14 protein-coding genes are annotated in these 13147 nt (G+C 73.1%); 9 read left to right on the top strand and 5 right to left on the bottom strand.

Annotation, left to right across the window (positions count from 1 at the left end; all coding sequences use genetic code 11):
- The first annotated feature begins 223 nt into the window (after nucleotides 1-223).
- From AB0L29_RS22605 to AB0L29_RS22585, 5 genes are all read left to right on the top strand, one after another.
- Nucleotides 224-877 (top strand): response regulator transcription factor, encoded by a 654-nt coding sequence (locus tag AB0L29_RS22605; RefSeq protein WP_365829518.1) that lies wholly within the window; start codon nucleotides 224-226, stop codon nucleotides 875-877.
- 164 nt (nucleotides 878-1041) lie between these two features.
- Complete coding sequence (locus AB0L29_RS22600; protein WP_365829517.1) at nucleotides 1042-2238, top strand: glycosyltransferase; 1197 nt, start codon at nucleotides 1042-1044, stop codon at nucleotides 2236-2238.
- Between the two features lie 65 nt (nucleotides 2239-2303).
- Nucleotides 2304-3329 (top strand): glycosyltransferase, encoded by a 1026-nt coding sequence (locus tag AB0L29_RS22595; protein ID WP_365829516.1) that lies wholly within the window; start codon nucleotides 2304-2306, stop codon nucleotides 3327-3329.
- A 32-nt stretch (nucleotides 3330-3361) separates the two neighbouring features.
- Nucleotides 3362-4567: a hypothetical protein gene (locus AB0L29_RS22590; RefSeq protein ID WP_365829515.1), complete on the top strand. Its 1206-nt coding sequence runs from the start codon at nucleotides 3362-3364 to the stop codon at nucleotides 4565-4567.
- Nucleotides 4539-5654 carry a hypothetical protein gene (locus AB0L29_RS22585; RefSeq protein WP_365829514.1) on the top strand — a complete coding sequence of 372 codons (1116 nt, stop codon included), beginning with the start codon at nucleotides 4539-4541 and terminating at the stop codon, nucleotides 5652-5654. Before AB0L29_RS22590 ends, AB0L29_RS22585 begins: the two co-directional genes overlap by 29 nt.
- 48 nt (nucleotides 5655-5702) lie before the next feature.
- Here the strand turns inward: AB0L29_RS22585 and AB0L29_RS22580 are convergent, their stop codons facing one another.
- Nucleotides 5703-6302, bottom strand: coding sequence for a LysE family translocator (locus AB0L29_RS22580; protein WP_365829551.1), 600 nt, complete (start codon nucleotides 6300-6302; stop codon nucleotides 5703-5705).
- 555 nt (nucleotides 6303-6857) lie between these two features.
- Here AB0L29_RS22580 and AB0L29_RS22575 point away from each other — a divergent pair.
- The 3 genes from AB0L29_RS22575 to AB0L29_RS22565 all read left to right on the top strand — a co-directional run bounded on the left by AB0L29_RS22575 (nucleotide 6858) and on the right by AB0L29_RS22565 (nucleotide 9546).
- Nucleotides 6858-8093, top strand: coding sequence for an MFS transporter (locus AB0L29_RS22575; protein WP_365829513.1), 1236 nt, complete (start codon nucleotides 6858-6860; stop codon nucleotides 8091-8093).
- A gap of 241 nt (nucleotides 8094-8334) precedes the next feature.
- Complete coding sequence (locus AB0L29_RS22570; RefSeq protein ID WP_365829512.1) at nucleotides 8335-8838, top strand: hypothetical protein; 504 nt, start codon at nucleotides 8335-8337, stop codon at nucleotides 8836-8838.
- Between the two features lie 390 nt (nucleotides 8839-9228).
- Nucleotides 9229-9546 (top strand): hypothetical protein, encoded by a 318-nt coding sequence (locus AB0L29_RS22565; protein ID WP_365829511.1) that lies wholly within the window; start codon nucleotides 9229-9231, stop codon nucleotides 9544-9546.
- Nucleotides 9547-9804: 258 nt separating this feature from the next.
- Here AB0L29_RS22565 and AB0L29_RS22560 read toward each other — a convergent pair whose 3' ends face one another.
- Nucleotides 9805-10296 (bottom strand): ATP-binding protein, encoded by a 492-nt coding sequence (locus tag AB0L29_RS22560; RefSeq protein WP_365829510.1) that lies wholly within the window; start codon nucleotides 10294-10296, stop codon nucleotides 9805-9807.
- Nucleotides 10297-10471: 175 nt separating this feature from the next.
- Here AB0L29_RS22560 and AB0L29_RS22555 point away from each other — a divergent pair, with 175 nt between their 5' ends.
- Nucleotides 10472-10840, top strand: a complete 369-nt coding sequence (locus AB0L29_RS22555) for an STAS domain-containing protein (protein ID WP_365829509.1) — start codon at nucleotides 10472-10474, stop codon at nucleotides 10838-10840.
- A 40-nt stretch (nucleotides 10841-10880) separates the two neighbouring features.
- Here AB0L29_RS22555 and AB0L29_RS22550 read toward each other — a convergent pair whose 3' ends face one another.
- The 3 genes from AB0L29_RS22550 to AB0L29_RS22540 form a co-directional block, all read right to left on the bottom strand.
- Nucleotides 10881-11258, bottom strand: coding sequence for a fic family toxin-antitoxin system, toxin component (locus AB0L29_RS22550; protein ID WP_365829508.1), 378 nt, complete (start codon nucleotides 11256-11258; stop codon nucleotides 10881-10883).
- On the bottom strand, nucleotides 11258-11497 hold the full coding sequence (locus tag AB0L29_RS22545) for a hypothetical protein (protein WP_365829507.1): 240 nt from the start codon (nucleotides 11495-11497) through the stop codon (nucleotides 11258-11260). The genes AB0L29_RS22550 and AB0L29_RS22545 overlap by 1 nt, the downstream gene beginning before the upstream one ends.
- Nucleotides 11498-11597: 100 nt before the next feature.
- Nucleotides 11598-12539 (bottom strand): SDR family oxidoreductase, encoded by a 942-nt coding sequence (locus AB0L29_RS22540; protein ID WP_365829550.1) that lies wholly within the window; start codon nucleotides 12537-12539, stop codon nucleotides 11598-11600.
- Nucleotides 12540-13147: the final 608 nt, after the last annotated feature.

The following is a 13147-nucleotide window of genomic DNA, read 5'->3' as shown; positions in this document are numbered from 1 at the left end:
CGTCGAACGGACTAGGCCGAAGTGACCAGTTCCTCCTTATGCACTTGCCAATGAAATGTGGCGAAAAAACACGCACTCCGGCTCATAGCCGTGAGACATGATGAGGTGCTGTTCGATTCTGTCCATTGCTGCGACTCGCGGCGCAGGGGGGCTCGTGGGCAAGGCTCGATCCGGCCAGAATCCGGCATCGGAAGACCTGGTCGAAGCCGAGAAGCCGGGACTGTTGCGCGTTTTCCTCATCGACGACTCCAGTCTGGTGCATGCCGGGCTCGTCGATGTTCTGCGGGGCTACCCCGACCTCACCCTCGTCGGCAGCGCCCGCGACGGCCCGACGGCGCTCGAGGCCACTCTCGACTCCACGGTGGACGTGCTCGTGATCAACACCGCCTGCCGGTCCATCGACGTCGTGCACCTGATGCACCAGGCCGTCCACTACTCCGGTGCCGGAGTCTCGCGCATGCTGCTGCTGACCAACGACGCGAACGATCCCGTCCACGCGGAGGCGGACAAGCTGGGTGCCGGGGGCGTGGTGCTGGCCTGGGAGGAGCCGGAGTTCCTGGTGTCCGCCATCAGGCTGGTCTCCGGGGGGTACCGGATCAACGTACCCGACCGGGGGGAGCCCGACCGGGCTCCGCCCCGGAGGCAGTCCGTCCGCCATTCGGCGCTGGACCTGCTCACGCTCCGCGAGCGGCAGGTTCTCAAACTGCTGGCGCGCGGCATGAAGAACTCCGAGATCGCCGGGGAACTGGTGGTCAGCGAGAGCACCGTCAAGACGCACGTACAGAACCTGCTGGTCAAGCTCGGTTTGCGGAACCGGGCCAGCGCGGTCGCGGTGGCGTACGAGTTGGGCATCACCCGGGCCGAGCGGGCGGGTTGAGCGCAGTGGGCGGGTCGACCCGGCCGACGGGCCGGCTGGGGCGGCCGGCCGCACCGACCACGGCCGTCGCTTCGACCGTGCCGCCACCGGCCAGCGACCACCGACCACCGACCACCGACCACCGACCACCGACCACCGACATGATCCGAGACTCCGAGGAACGCATGCGCATCCTGATTCTGACCTTCTACCACGGCCTCGGTCATGTGGTGCGATGCGCCCGGGTGGGCGCCGAACTCGCGGCCGCCGGGGCCGAGGTGCTGGTCGGTACGGCCGAGCCCGCCCGGCACATCGTCGCCGCGCGCGGGCTCGACTCGTTCGCGGTGAGCGAGTTGCCTCCCTTTCCGCCCCGGCGGGCGGACGAGGAACCGCCGCCCCCGCCCCCCGACGGCCGGATCCGGCTCGCGGACCCCGGCTACCTGGCGACGGCCCTGGCCGAGGAGCGGGCCGCCATCCGGGAGTTCGGGCCTGATCTGGTGGTCGTCGACTTCCGTGTCACGGGCGCGGTGTCGGCGGCGCTGGAGGGCGTGCCGGCCGCCTGGATGGTCAACACCGGCTTCTTCTCGTTCCCCTTTCCGCACGTTGTCCGGGATGTCGTACCGGAGCTGGAGAGACTCGGTGTGCCGCCGGAGACCGCGCGGCGGATCCTCGGCGACGTCCTGTACATCCCCGACTGGTCGCGGTTCGATCCGCTGTCGGGCATCGATCCCGGCGAATCCGGCGCGGCCCTGCGGACGCTGAGCGAGATCCGGCACGTCGGTCCGGTCCTGAAGGAGTCGCCCGCCCGCATGCCCTCCCGGGCCGAGGCCCGCAAGCGGCTGGGTGTGGAGGGGGACGGCCCCCTGGTGTACGTCAGCCTGGGCGGTACGGCCCAGGGGTTCGCCACGCTCTGCGAGGTCGCCCCCCGGCTGGGCCGGCTGCCCGCCCGCACGGTGCTGGTCACCGGCCCCAACATTCCCCTGGACCGGCTGCCGGACCAGACCGCCGACCTGGCCGTCGGCTACACGGAGGACAGCATGCTCTGGACCAGGGCGGCCGACCTCGTCGTCACCCACGCCGGGCACACCTCCACGATGGAGGCACTCTGCCTGGGCACTCCGCTGCTGGCGGTCCCGGGCCACGCGGAACAGGAGTGGAACGCCTCGCGGGCGGTCGCGCTCGGCACCGGCGAGATCCTCCCGGCACACGCCGTGGCCGATGATTTCCTGCCCACCGCGGAACGCCTGCTGTCCGACCGGTCCCTCGCCGGCCGGGCGCGAGACGTCGCCACCGTACTCGGCGCCCGTGACGGCGCCACCGCCATGGCCGCCCACGCCCTGGACTTCGCCGCCCTGGCCGCGCTGGAGCGGGGGGCGAGGTGACGGGACCCTCACCCGCGAAGCCGTCCACGCCGCCGGAGAACCCGGCGGTGCCACGGAGTTCCACGGTGCCGGAGCTGTCCGTCGTCGTCATCGTCAGGGACGGCACCGCCGCCGTGCGCCGGCTCGTCGCGTCCCTCGGCAGGAGCCGGCAGGACACCGGTGCGCCGTACGAGGTCGTCGTCGTGGACGACGGATCCGCTGTCCCCGTGGCGTCCGGCGTCGACGACCTGTCCGACGACGTGCCGCTGCTCGTCGTGCGCCGGGACGGCACCGGCAACCGGGCGGCGGCCAGGTCGGCGGGGGCTGCGCGGGCCCGGGGCCGGTTCCTGGCCTTCCTCGACGCGGACCAGGAGGTGCCCGCCCATTGGGTCGCCGAGCACCTGCGCTGGCAGCACGCGTTCCCGGCCGCCGTGGTCGTCGGCCACCGGCGGCACCGCGCGGGACCGGACTCACCGCTGTGGACACCCGAGGTGCGCACGCGTGTCACGGCCGAGTTCTCCGAGAACTACAGCCGCGTCGCCGCCGCCTGGTACCTGCCCTTCAGCTGCAACCTGTCCGTCCCGGCGGCCGTGTACGACGAACTCGGCGGCTACAGCGACGAGTTCACCGGCTGGGGTTTCGAGGACCACGACTTCGGCTACCGGGCCTGGGCCGCGGGTGTGCCCGTCGTCCACCATCCTCACGCGTGGAGCTGGGACTTCCACCACGTCGTTCGCACCGACGCCGCCCGCGTCGCCGAATGGGAGGCCAACCGCCGCACGTTCCTGGCCAGGCATCCCGGACCACACGCCCAGGCCGTCGGCCTGATCGACAACTACCCCTCCGGCACCCGTTCCTCCCCCGGCCAGGAGTGGCTGGACTCCTTCCGCCGCTTCGACGGCGAACTCCGCCGGATCGACTCCCTGCCCGCCCCCGTGCCGCCCGCACGCACCCTGACCGTGCTCTCACCCGCCGACGCCGACCACGTACGGCGGCTGCTGCCGGGCGGGGAACCGCTGCGGATCGTCGACGGTCTGCGTGACTCCGGCCTCGCCCTGGAGATCCAGCGCGAGGCACTCACCCACATCGATTACCACACCGTGACCGCCTGACAGGACCGCTTCCGCTGGGCCGGAGGTCCGCCATGAGTCGTCTGCTGCGCTCGCCGTACGGCCTGTGCCTGCTGTTCGTGTCCGCCATGACCGGCCTGATCAGCGTCGGTTACCCGGTCGCCCTGGAGGCGGCCGGGTTCGCCAAGGGCGACATCGCCGTCTTCTTCGTCGTCGATTCCGTGACCGCGTTCGCGCTGGCGCTCGCGGCCTCCCGTCCCGCTCCCCTGCGGCACGCACGCCCGCTGCTGGTCGCGGCGCTCCTCGTCGGCGCGGGCGGGGTCGCCCTGGTCGGCGGCCGGCCGCTGCCCCTGGTGTGCCTGGGAGGAGCGCTGTCGATGGCGGCCGCGGTGACGATGCCGTTGGTCCTCCGCCAGATCCGGACCGCGTCGAGGACCGCCGCGCTCTCCGACCCCGTGCTCGCGGCGGGCACCCGCTGGATCGCGGTCGCCGGGTATCTGACGGGGGTCGCCGGTTTCGGCGTCTCCACTTCCCTGCCCCCGCTGTGGCCGGGCTGGACCCCGGTCCATGCGGCGGTCCCCCTGCTGCTCGCGGCCGCCGTGGCGGCCGCGGTGGGCTCCCGCTCGGACACCGTCGCCCGGACGGTCCCCGCCGGGGGCGGGCCGGAGGTGCCGGTGCCGCCGGCGCCCGGTCTTCTCCTGGCTCTCGGGGTGGCCTCGATCGTCCTGCTCAAGGCCGCCGACAGCGTACGGCTGGTCTACCTGCCGCTGTTCGTGGTCGCCTCCGGCCGGGACGAACGGCTGATCAGCGTGCTCTTCCTGGCCACCGCGGCGGTCGAGCTCCTCGTCCTGCCCCTGCTCGGCCGGCTCGGCGAGCGCCGGCCCGCGCCCCTGCTGCTCGGTGCGGCGGCCGTGGCCGGTGTCCTTTCCTTCACCGTCAGCGCGGCCTTCTCCTCGTTCGGTTCGCTGCTGACGTCACAGCTGCTGTACGCCCCGTTCACGGCCGCCCTGCAGACGCTCGGCCCGCTGCTCCTCGGCCGTCTCCTGGCGGGCGGCCTGCCGGCCGGTGCCGGGCTCTTCGCCGCGCTGATGCAACTCGGCTCCCTGACCGGCATTCTCGCCCCGCTCGCCGTTCCCGGTTACAGCCCCGGTCTGTTCTGGGTCGCGGCCGTCTTCTGCACGGTGGCGGCGGCCCTCCTGCTCCACGTGCGCTCCACGCCCTCCCCCTTCCCTCGCCCCGCAGGAGAAACAGATGACGCCAGTGCGCCGGCTCCCCTCTGACGCCCGCCGCCGTATCTCCGACGACCCTCTCCACCACGTCACCCCCGGCCGCCTGGTGCAGCCCGTGGACGTCGATCTGGCCCTCCCCGAGAACGCGCGGGCAGCGGTCGACGCGTTACCCGGCTGGTACGCCTACGGCCGCGCGGCCGCCGTCGAACGGGTGCGGGAGGGGCGCCGCCTCGGTATCGAGGAGTTCGTGGTGCGGATCAGCGACTCCCGGCCCGGCCCGTGGCAAGGCCGGCTCGACGCGCACACCGCCGCCACGGCCCTGCTCGTCCGGGAGACACCGCCCGGCACCCGGTGCACGGTCGACCCGTTCGCCCTCGCCCTGAATTCCGACGGATCGTGGGGGGTCCGCGCCGACGGCGGGGGCATCGACGTCCCGGCCACTTACTCGCTCATCCGGGACACCGCCGCGGCGGTCGCCACGGTCGGCGCTCACGGCATCGTCACCCTCGGCCGGCTGCCCCGCGAGGTCGAGCACACCCGCTCGGGCATCGCGTCGGTCGACGGCTCGACCCGTATCTACTCGTTCTCCCAGAACAGCGAGACGAGCACGGCGTACGTCTACCTGTCTCCCGAGCACCGCGACACCGGGCAGAAGATCCTCCCCGGCAACCTGCCCGAGATGACCCTCTGGGCGCTCCTCGACGTCTTCCAGGGCACCCAGGTCTCGGTGACCAAGCCGCTGGAGAACTTCCACGTCACCCTCGACCTCGTCCGCCACATCCAGCACCGGGAACTCCTCGACCGGCTCTTCCGGACCTCGCTCGGCCGTCTCGCCGGACCGGCCCGCCCGGCAGGCCCTCACCGACCGCCCGAAGACGTCCTGCAGTTGCTCGACGCTTTGCTGGCCGCCCCGGACACACTGGTGAAGCGGCTCGACCGGCTGGACCTGTACGGCTACACGGTCTCAGGCTCGACCCGCGCCCTCGCCCACCTGGCCGGTGCGGACGGTGCGGCCCTCGCCCGTGCCCGGCTGCTGGAGTCCTGGACGAACTGGCTCGCCGCCGCCGACGACCCCGGCAGCCGGATCATCGACCGCAACGTCATCCACTACCTGGCCGGCGGAATTCTGGGCGCCTGACACCGTGCCGGCGTCCCGTGTCCACGCCGGTGTGCGTCTTGGTCCGGCTCAGTCCCGTCCGCTGGCCGCCAGCCGGACGCCCAGGCCGATCATCACGACGCCCGACGCTCCGCCGAACCACGACAGCCGACGCGGCGACCTGGCGAGCCAGTTGCGGGCCGTTCCGGCGAGGAGGCCCCACGTCGCGTCGGACACCAACGCGATCAGGACACAGATCATGCCCAGCAGCAACAGCTGCATCTGGGCGTTTCCCGCCGAAGGGTCGACGAACTGCGGCAGCACCGCCCCGAAGATCAGCAGGCCCTTGGGGTTGCTCACCCCGACGATGAAGCCCTCCCGGAAGACCCGGCCCGGACGGCTCACCTCCGACGTGGTCTGCTCCTCCACCATCAGCAGCTTGCGATGCCGCCAGGCCTGAACGCCGAGGTAGACGAGGTAGAGAGCGCCGGCGAACTTCAGGATCGAGAACACCAGGAAGGACCGGGCGAGTACCTCCCCCAGCCCGAACGCCACGAGTGCCACCTGGACGAGCAGCCCGGCCTCGTTTCCCACCGCCGTCGACACGGCGGCCCGCCGGCCCAGCGCCACCCCCCGGCTCACCACGAACAGGACGCTCGGCCCCGGCACGGCGATCAGCACGGTCACCACGGTCAGGAAGACGGTCAGGCGCTCTAATCCGATCACCAGCACAGAATACGCACCCCGATTCCCGCGCCCCGCCATTTCGCCGAACTCGGTGAACCGTGCCGGAACCGCTCAGCCCTTGCCGGTCCGTTCGGGTCCGTTCCGGTCCGTCGCGCTCGGCACCACGCCCTTCGGCAACGCGTCCGCGAACCCGTCGGGCTGTTCCGCGCGGCCTCCCGCCGGCGAGGGGATCGACGTCTTGGTCCGTTTCGCGGCGCGAACCTCGTTCCGGCAGTCCGGCTGAGCGGCAGGCTATCCGGCGACTTCACCTGCACGCTCAAGCGCTGCACCCTCCCCGGGGCCTCGGGCCGGTCCGGTGTGATCCGCCGGACAGGCCCGGGACGGCCGCGGCGGCCACGGAGGTGCGCACAGCGTCGAGATCCACGTCGGCGACGCTGTCGGCACAACGACTGGTTGTGCCTTCCCGGCGGACCGGTTGTTTGATCTCCTCGTCCGCCGCTCGCTTTGATGCCGGGGGTCAGCGTGTGGTTGTCCGGACCGGCGAGGGGTGCATGGGGCATGGCGGGTAGGCGCGCACTGGGGCGGCGGTTCGGGTGGCTGTGGGCGGCGTTCGCGGTCAGCTCGTACGGCACAGGGCTCGGGTTCGGCGCGTTCCCCCTGATCGCGGTCCTGGTGCTGGACGCCGGGGCGGCCCAGGTGGCGGCGCTGGCCGCCGCGGGGCGAGCGGTGGGGGCCGTGCTGGCGGTGCCGCTCGGCCCGTGGGTGGAGTTCCGCCGTAAACGGCCGGTCATGGTGGCGATGGACCTGACCCGGTTCACGGCGCTGATGAGCGTGCCCGCCGCGTTCGCGCTCGGCCGGCTCGGCTTCGCCCAGCTCCTCGTCGTCTCCGTCGTCGTCGCCGCGGCCGACATCGCCTTCAGGGCGGCCGGCGGCGCGTACCTGAAGACCCTCCTGCGGCCGGCGGACCTGCTCGTCGCCAACAGCCGGTTCGAGGCCACGACATGGACCGCGACCATGGTCGGACCACCCCTCGGCGGCGCCGCGATCGGGCTGTTCGGCCCGGTGTCGACCGTGGCGGCCAACGCGGTCAGCCACCTGCTCTCCGCACTGGGCATCCGCGCCATCGGCGGAAGCGAGCCCTCCCCCGCGCGGGCCGGTGCGCCGCGGCTGCGCGCAGGCGATCTGCTCGCAGGCTGGCGTCACATCCTCACCCATCCCGCGCTGCGTCCGCTGTTCCTCAACACGATCGTGGTCAACGGTCTGATCATGGCCTCCGAGCCGCTGCTCGCCGTCCTCCTGCTGGACCGTCTCGGGTTCGCTCCCTGGCAGTACGGTCTCGTGTTCGCGGCCCCTTGCGTCGGTGGTCTCGTCGGCTCACGCCTCGCGCGCCGGCTCGTGGCGCGGTTCGGGCAGCACAGGGTGATCCTCACCGCCGGGACGCTGCGTGCGTGCTGGCCTCTCGGACTGGCGTTCGCCCAGCCCGGCGTCCCCGGGATCGTCCTCGTCGTCACCGTCCAACTCGGTCTGGTGACCTGCTGCGGCGTGTTCAATCCGGTGCTGGCCACCCACCGGCTCGACCACGTCGGCTCCGACCGGGTCGCCCGTACCCTGGCCGCCTGGTCGATCAGCGGCAACGTCGCCATCGCGGCCCTGACCGCCGTGTGGGGTCTGCTGGCCGCCGTCACCGGCCCCCGCACCGCGATCGCGGTCGCCGGCGTCCTCCTCCTGGCCACCCCGCTACTGCTGCCGCGCCGCGGGCACAAGGTCGCGGCGGTGTTGGCGCGAGGACAGTGAAGATCTTCACCAGGGGCGGGCGGTGGGCGGGTGCGGGGCACGGATCCGGATACGGTGAGGACGGCTTACGGACCGCGGGCCTCGGCGAGGCGGGCGGGCGCCGCCGGGAAGGCGCGGCGGGGCCGGGAACGGTGCCGTTGCCCGAACGGCCGATGCCGGAGCGTGTGATCGGTTCGCTTGGGGACAAAGGGGTGGAGTGTCGATCAGTCCTGCGGAACTCGTCTCCCAGGTGCGGCGCGTTTTGAGACTGGCCGGTTTTCATCTGGTGGGTGAAGCGAGCGACGGGACGCCGGGCATGCGGGTGAACGAGATCCCTTCGGGCGCTCTGGTGAGCTGGACGCCGTTGGGCGGCCTCGGGGCACTGGCCGGCGCTCGTCCAGGTCCGGGTGGACCCGCGGGGTCGGTCGTGCGGGCTGCCGTGCAGGCCGTGCTCCTGCAGCACGGTTACGTGATCCTGACGGGCTCGGCGGGTGATGACCTCGTGGTCCTGCCCCCGGCTCGGGTCCGCTCGTCACCGGGCCCGGGTGAGCCGCCGAGCGGGTGGGAGGCCGCGGACGCCGACGAGGCGGACGGCACCGCCGAGGACGCGCAGCGGGGCACGGCCGGAGTCGCGGGTGTCGTCGAAGGCGGGCACCGGCTCGATGCCGGGACCGAAGCCGTGACGGATGAGGTCCGGGACGTGACGGATGAAGTCCGGGACGTGACGGATGAAGTCCGGGACGGTGCGGACGATGCCGGCCTCTAGGCCTGTCGTCGAACTCCCGTCGTCCGCCCGGAGGGCGGGCCCCGCGGCGTCGGATGCGTGCTCCCGGCGTGCCGGGCGCCGGCCCTCGTACGGGATGTATCCGGGTCCGCGCCCGGTGCGGCGAGAGGGCGTGCAGGGCGTCGCGGGGCAGGCGGGAGTTCGACGGCAGACCTAGGCGTGCTGCCCCGCCGGCCTCGGACGTGAGGTGCCCGCACGCCGGCCGGCGTCCCTCCCCCCGGCCGCCGCCCCGGTCGCCTCGCATGCCGGTCGGATCAGTCGATGAGCCGCCGATGGGGCCGCGCGTGTGATATCCGGCCGTATTCGCAACCAGCACGAACCCGGTGCGGCTCTCATGGGGCAGATCCGCAAGCCGCCGGTGAGGAGACCGAAGTGACCGCCACTGCCTTCGAGTACAGCTCGTCCCCCGCCTTCGTCGACCCCTACGCCGTCGACGGGGGCAACGGCGAGTGGCCGGCTGCGGCCGGGCACCAGGAGGACACGGACCACCTCCTGCCACCGCCCGATCCCGCGCAGCGCATCAGCTACCGTCTCGATCCCCGCGACCGGCAACGCCTCGCGCTGCACGCGGCCCTCACCGCGGCCGGCATCCCGCCCCTGCCCGAGGACCGCGACGCCATCGACCAGCTCAGTGCCCTGCCCGCGGACATCAACAACGCCCTTTGCCGCTGGCTGCGCCACACCACATGAGTCCCGGCCCCGTCCGCCCGCACCACGGCCACCGGCCGCAGGCAGGCCCGCCGGCGCCGGCACGCCACCGCCCAGCCCCCACCGCCCGGACCGTCCCGGTCGGCGGGGGCCGCTGCTGTGCCGCCCTCGGGTGTTCAAGCTCCGGTACCGGGCGGGGGAGGTCGCGCCCGCGACAGGAGGACGTGCCGTGCGCGGCGTCGGCCGGGGGCACCGCGCCGCGCCCCGGGCCCCGGGCACCGCCTCCTCGCCGGCTTGCGTCTATGCCCCGGCGCGCTGTGCGGGGTCCCGTCCGGCGGTGTCGCCGCCCGGGTCGTCCGGCAACAGGATGCGGGCGGTGATGCGTTTGCCGGCCGGCTCCCGCTGGACGGAGAGGTCCTCGGTCACGGCCTTGACGATCTCCAGGCCGTGCTGGCCGATGCGTCCCGGGTCGGCGGCCCGGGCGGTGGGGAGGGTGGGGTCGCTGTCCCACACGACCACGTCCACGCTGTCGGTGGTGATGCGCAGTTCCATCAGGACCGGGCCGGGGGCGTACTTGCGGGCGTTGGTGACCAGCTCGCTGACCACCAGCTGGGTCAGGTCCACGGCGCGCGCCGACACCGGCAGGCCGTAATCGCCGCGGGCCCGCTCGAGGAAGGAGGCGGCGTGATGGCGGGCCTCGGCGATGCAGCCCTCGCCCCCGCCCACCGCGTAACCGGCACGCATCAGGTGTCCGCCGGGCCGCGTACAGCCGTCGTCGGCGTGGGATCCCATCGGCATCACCCTCATTCGCCCTTCACACGAGCGCGGGTATCCCGCCGTGCCGCCACATATGCCGTGGGCGTGTTGTCCGGCACAGCCGATCGGGTGCATCCGGCCACGCCGGTGGGACGGAATCCTTGCTCGCACACCCCGGCCCGGGGCAGGTTCGAGCGCAGTCGAGGAGACCGTGACCGACATCCCGAAAGCAGACCGGACGGACCGGTTCTCCATCGAGCACCGCGTGGTCGGCGGCATCCGTGTCGTGACCGTGCGGGGCGAGATCGACGACGACGTCGAGGAGGCCCTCGGCCAGGCGCTGCTCGCCCGGGACGGCGGCGCGACGCCGCCGCGGACCGTGGTGGACCTCAGCGGCGTTACCTTCCTGGACTCCAGCGGCATCAACGTCTTCATAGCCGCCCACCGCGCCGTCGGCGACGCCCGGGGGTGGCTGCGTATCGCCGGCGCACGGGAACCCGTCCTGCGCGTCCTGCGGATCGTCGGCATCGACGGCTTGGTTCCCTGCCACCCCACCGTCGAGCAGGCCCTGACCGCCTGACCGGCCCGGCCCGTACGGGCGGGGCACCGCCGGCGCGGTTTCAGGTGGCGTGCGGCCAGGTCCGCAGGAGGGCGGCGATGCCCGCGGCAGTGCAGGCGGGATCACGCAGCAGGTCGCGCAGGGCGACGGCATCCTGGCGGGTGGGTTTGACCGGGATGCCGGAAGCCTCCAGGTACATCACGCCCGTCGCCGCGGCCACGGCCATGTTGGAACGCTCCAGCCAGCGGCAGCGGCCGAGGACGTGCACCAGGGCGGCGGCCCGGGCGTAGGGGCCGTCGTAGACGGGCTGGTCCAGGATTTCGGCCCGGTGGCGGGCGACCGCCGCCACCGGCACCCCGTAGTCGTCGGGCGCGGGGTCACTCGCGCCGGCGAGCTCGGCGACCTGCAGGATCCAGGGGACGTCGATGTAGAGCTCCATCAGGCGGCGTGCGCCCCCGGCGAACGCGGCGGTGCGGGTTCGGCCTCGTCGAAGAGGGCCTGGTGCTCGTCGAGGAAGCGCCGCGCGGCGTCCAGACCGCGCCGGCGCATGCCGTCGGCGTCGTCCCGCACGAGAGAGGCGATGTAGTCGCCCAGACTCAGACCGCGGTCCTTGGCGCGGGCCCTGGCCAGTTCCGCGATCTCGTCATCGACGCGCGCACCCAGCTGTGTCTTTCCCATCCCTCGATGGTAACAGGCGTTACCACCCCGGGTGGCCCTGTCCGGACGTCTCCGGCGCGCCGGTGCCGGACGAGGGCTTCGCCGGCGCCGCCTGCGGGGCCTACTCGTGCGGGCGGCCGCGAGGATGCGGGGCGGACAGGTACGAGTCCCAGTCGGCGCGGCCGCCGGCGCCCAGGACTCCGACGTCGGCCGCGAGTTCCGCCCTGGACCGGGTCCGCAGTTCACGCCGGGCGACCCGGGCGACCAGGGCCGGGAAGAGCGGCCTCAAGGGCTGGCACCAGCGAAGCCACGGCGGTGCGTAGACCTGGTGGGCGCGGTGCGTGATGCCGGCGGTGAGCCAGTCGGCCACCTGTGCGGGGGTGTGGACCCGGCGTGCGAACCAGGGCTGGTTCTCGCGCAGGGCCCGCAGCACGGGGTGGTCGTCGATGCCGCTGACCATGTCGGTGCCGGTCCAGTGGAGGTAGGCGATGCCGACGGTGACGCCGTCGGGTTCGACCTCGCCGCGCAGTGCTCGGGCGAAGGATTCCGCGCCCGCCTTGGAGGCGCAGTACGCGCTCATCATGGGCGCGGAGCCGAAGGCGGCGGTCGAGGCGATCTGGAGGAAGTAGCCGCGGGTGCGGGTGAGCTGCGGCAGGAAGGCCCTGGCGGTGTTGGCGGCTCCGACCAGGTTGACGTCGATGACCCGTTGCCACAGGTCGGCCGCGGTCCGGCCGAAGGGTCCGCCGACGGCGATGCCCGCGTTGGCCACGACCACGTCGGCGGGGCCGAGCCGTTCGCCCACCTGCCGTGCGGCACGGTCGAGCGCGGCGCGGTCGGTGACGTCCGCCTCGATGCAGACGTTCGGGGAGGGCAGGGAGGCCGCCGCCCGGCACAGGGTCTTCTCCTCGCGGCCGAGCAGCGCGACCCGCATTCCGGCGTCGGACAGGCGTCTGGCGAGGGCTTCCCCTACTCCGCGGGCGGCTCCGGTCACGACAGCGACACGTCCCCGTAGCGGGGTGTCGCGATCGGGGGTGTGCACGTCGGTGCCGGTGATGCCGCGCATTCGGTCCTCGTCTCCCTCGGCCATCGGCGATGGCACCCTTTACCGGAATACCCCAATTCGGGGGTTTTGACCGGCTCGGATCGGTGTCCACAGCCGGCCGTAGGTCCGCGGAAGCCTCCGGGGGCCCGGCCCCGGACGCGCGTACCGGGCGTCGCGTCCTTTCGAAGGGAACCCCCGCGCGGTGCCGCCGCGCCGGGGTACGTCCCCCGGCCGGACGGGCCGGCCCGGGCTCCCGGTTCTCCGTGCCGGCGGTGACGGCGCCGGGGCGGTGAGTCCCGCACCGCCGGCGGGCGTTCAGTCCCCGAACGGAGGTGACCGGCGGCGACCGCCCGGGCGGGTGGCCGGGATACGACCCGCCGCACTCGCCCCACCAGCGCTTTTCCCCGGCCTACCCGGCAATGTGTGTCCGAGGGCTTGCCCACCGATTGCCTCACCACTTAAATCAAAGCGTGAACTAAGCGGCTGTGTCGCCGTACTGCTCCCCCGGCATGCCCTCACGCAGAGCGGACCGCGTCGCCGCAGCACCATCGCGCGCGGGCCGCTCGCCCTGCGCGCGGCGGGCTCACCCGCACCCCACATCGCACCCGCAGAAAGCTGACGCATGAGAC

It is taken from the genome of Streptomyces sp. NPDC052701 (assembly GCF_040678355.1).
In the GTDB taxonomy this organism is placed as follows: Bacteria; Actinomycetota; Actinomycetes; order Streptomycetales; family Streptomycetaceae; genus Streptomyces.
This window is presented reverse-complemented; position numbering and strand designations above follow the sequence as displayed.

Bases quoted from the DNA above. Each gene is read 5' to 3' on its own strand.
- AB0L29_RS22600 (WP_365829517.1), top strand. From the start codon at position 1,042: ATGCGCATCCTGATTCTGACCTTCTACCACGGCCTCGGTCATGTGGTG.
- AB0L29_RS22590 (WP_365829515.1), top strand. From the start codon at position 3,362: ATGAGTCGTCTGCTGCGCTCGCCGTACGGCCTGTGCCTGCTGTTCGTG.
- AB0L29_RS22585 (WP_365829514.1), top strand. From the start codon at position 4,539: ATGACGCCAGTGCGCCGGCTCCCCTCTGACGCCCGCCGCCGTATCTCC.
- AB0L29_RS22575 (WP_365829513.1), top strand. From the start codon at position 6,858: ATGGCGGGTAGGCGCGCACTGGGGCGGCGGTTCGGGTGGCTGTGGGCG.
- AB0L29_RS22560 (WP_365829510.1), bottom strand. From the start codon at position 10,296: ATGGGATCCCACGCCGACGACGGCTGTACGCGGCCCGGCGGACACCTG.
- AB0L29_RS22550 (WP_365829508.1), bottom strand. From the start codon at position 11,258: ATGGAGCTCTACATCGACGTCCCCTGGATCCTGCAGGTCGCCGAGCTC.
- AB0L29_RS22545 (WP_365829507.1), bottom strand. From the start codon at position 11,497: ATGGGAAAGACACAGCTGGGTGCGCGCGTCGATGACGAGATCGCGGAA.
- AB0L29_RS22540 (WP_365829550.1), bottom strand. From the start codon at position 12,539: ATGCGCGGCATCACCGGCACCGACGTGCACACCCCCGATCGCGACACC.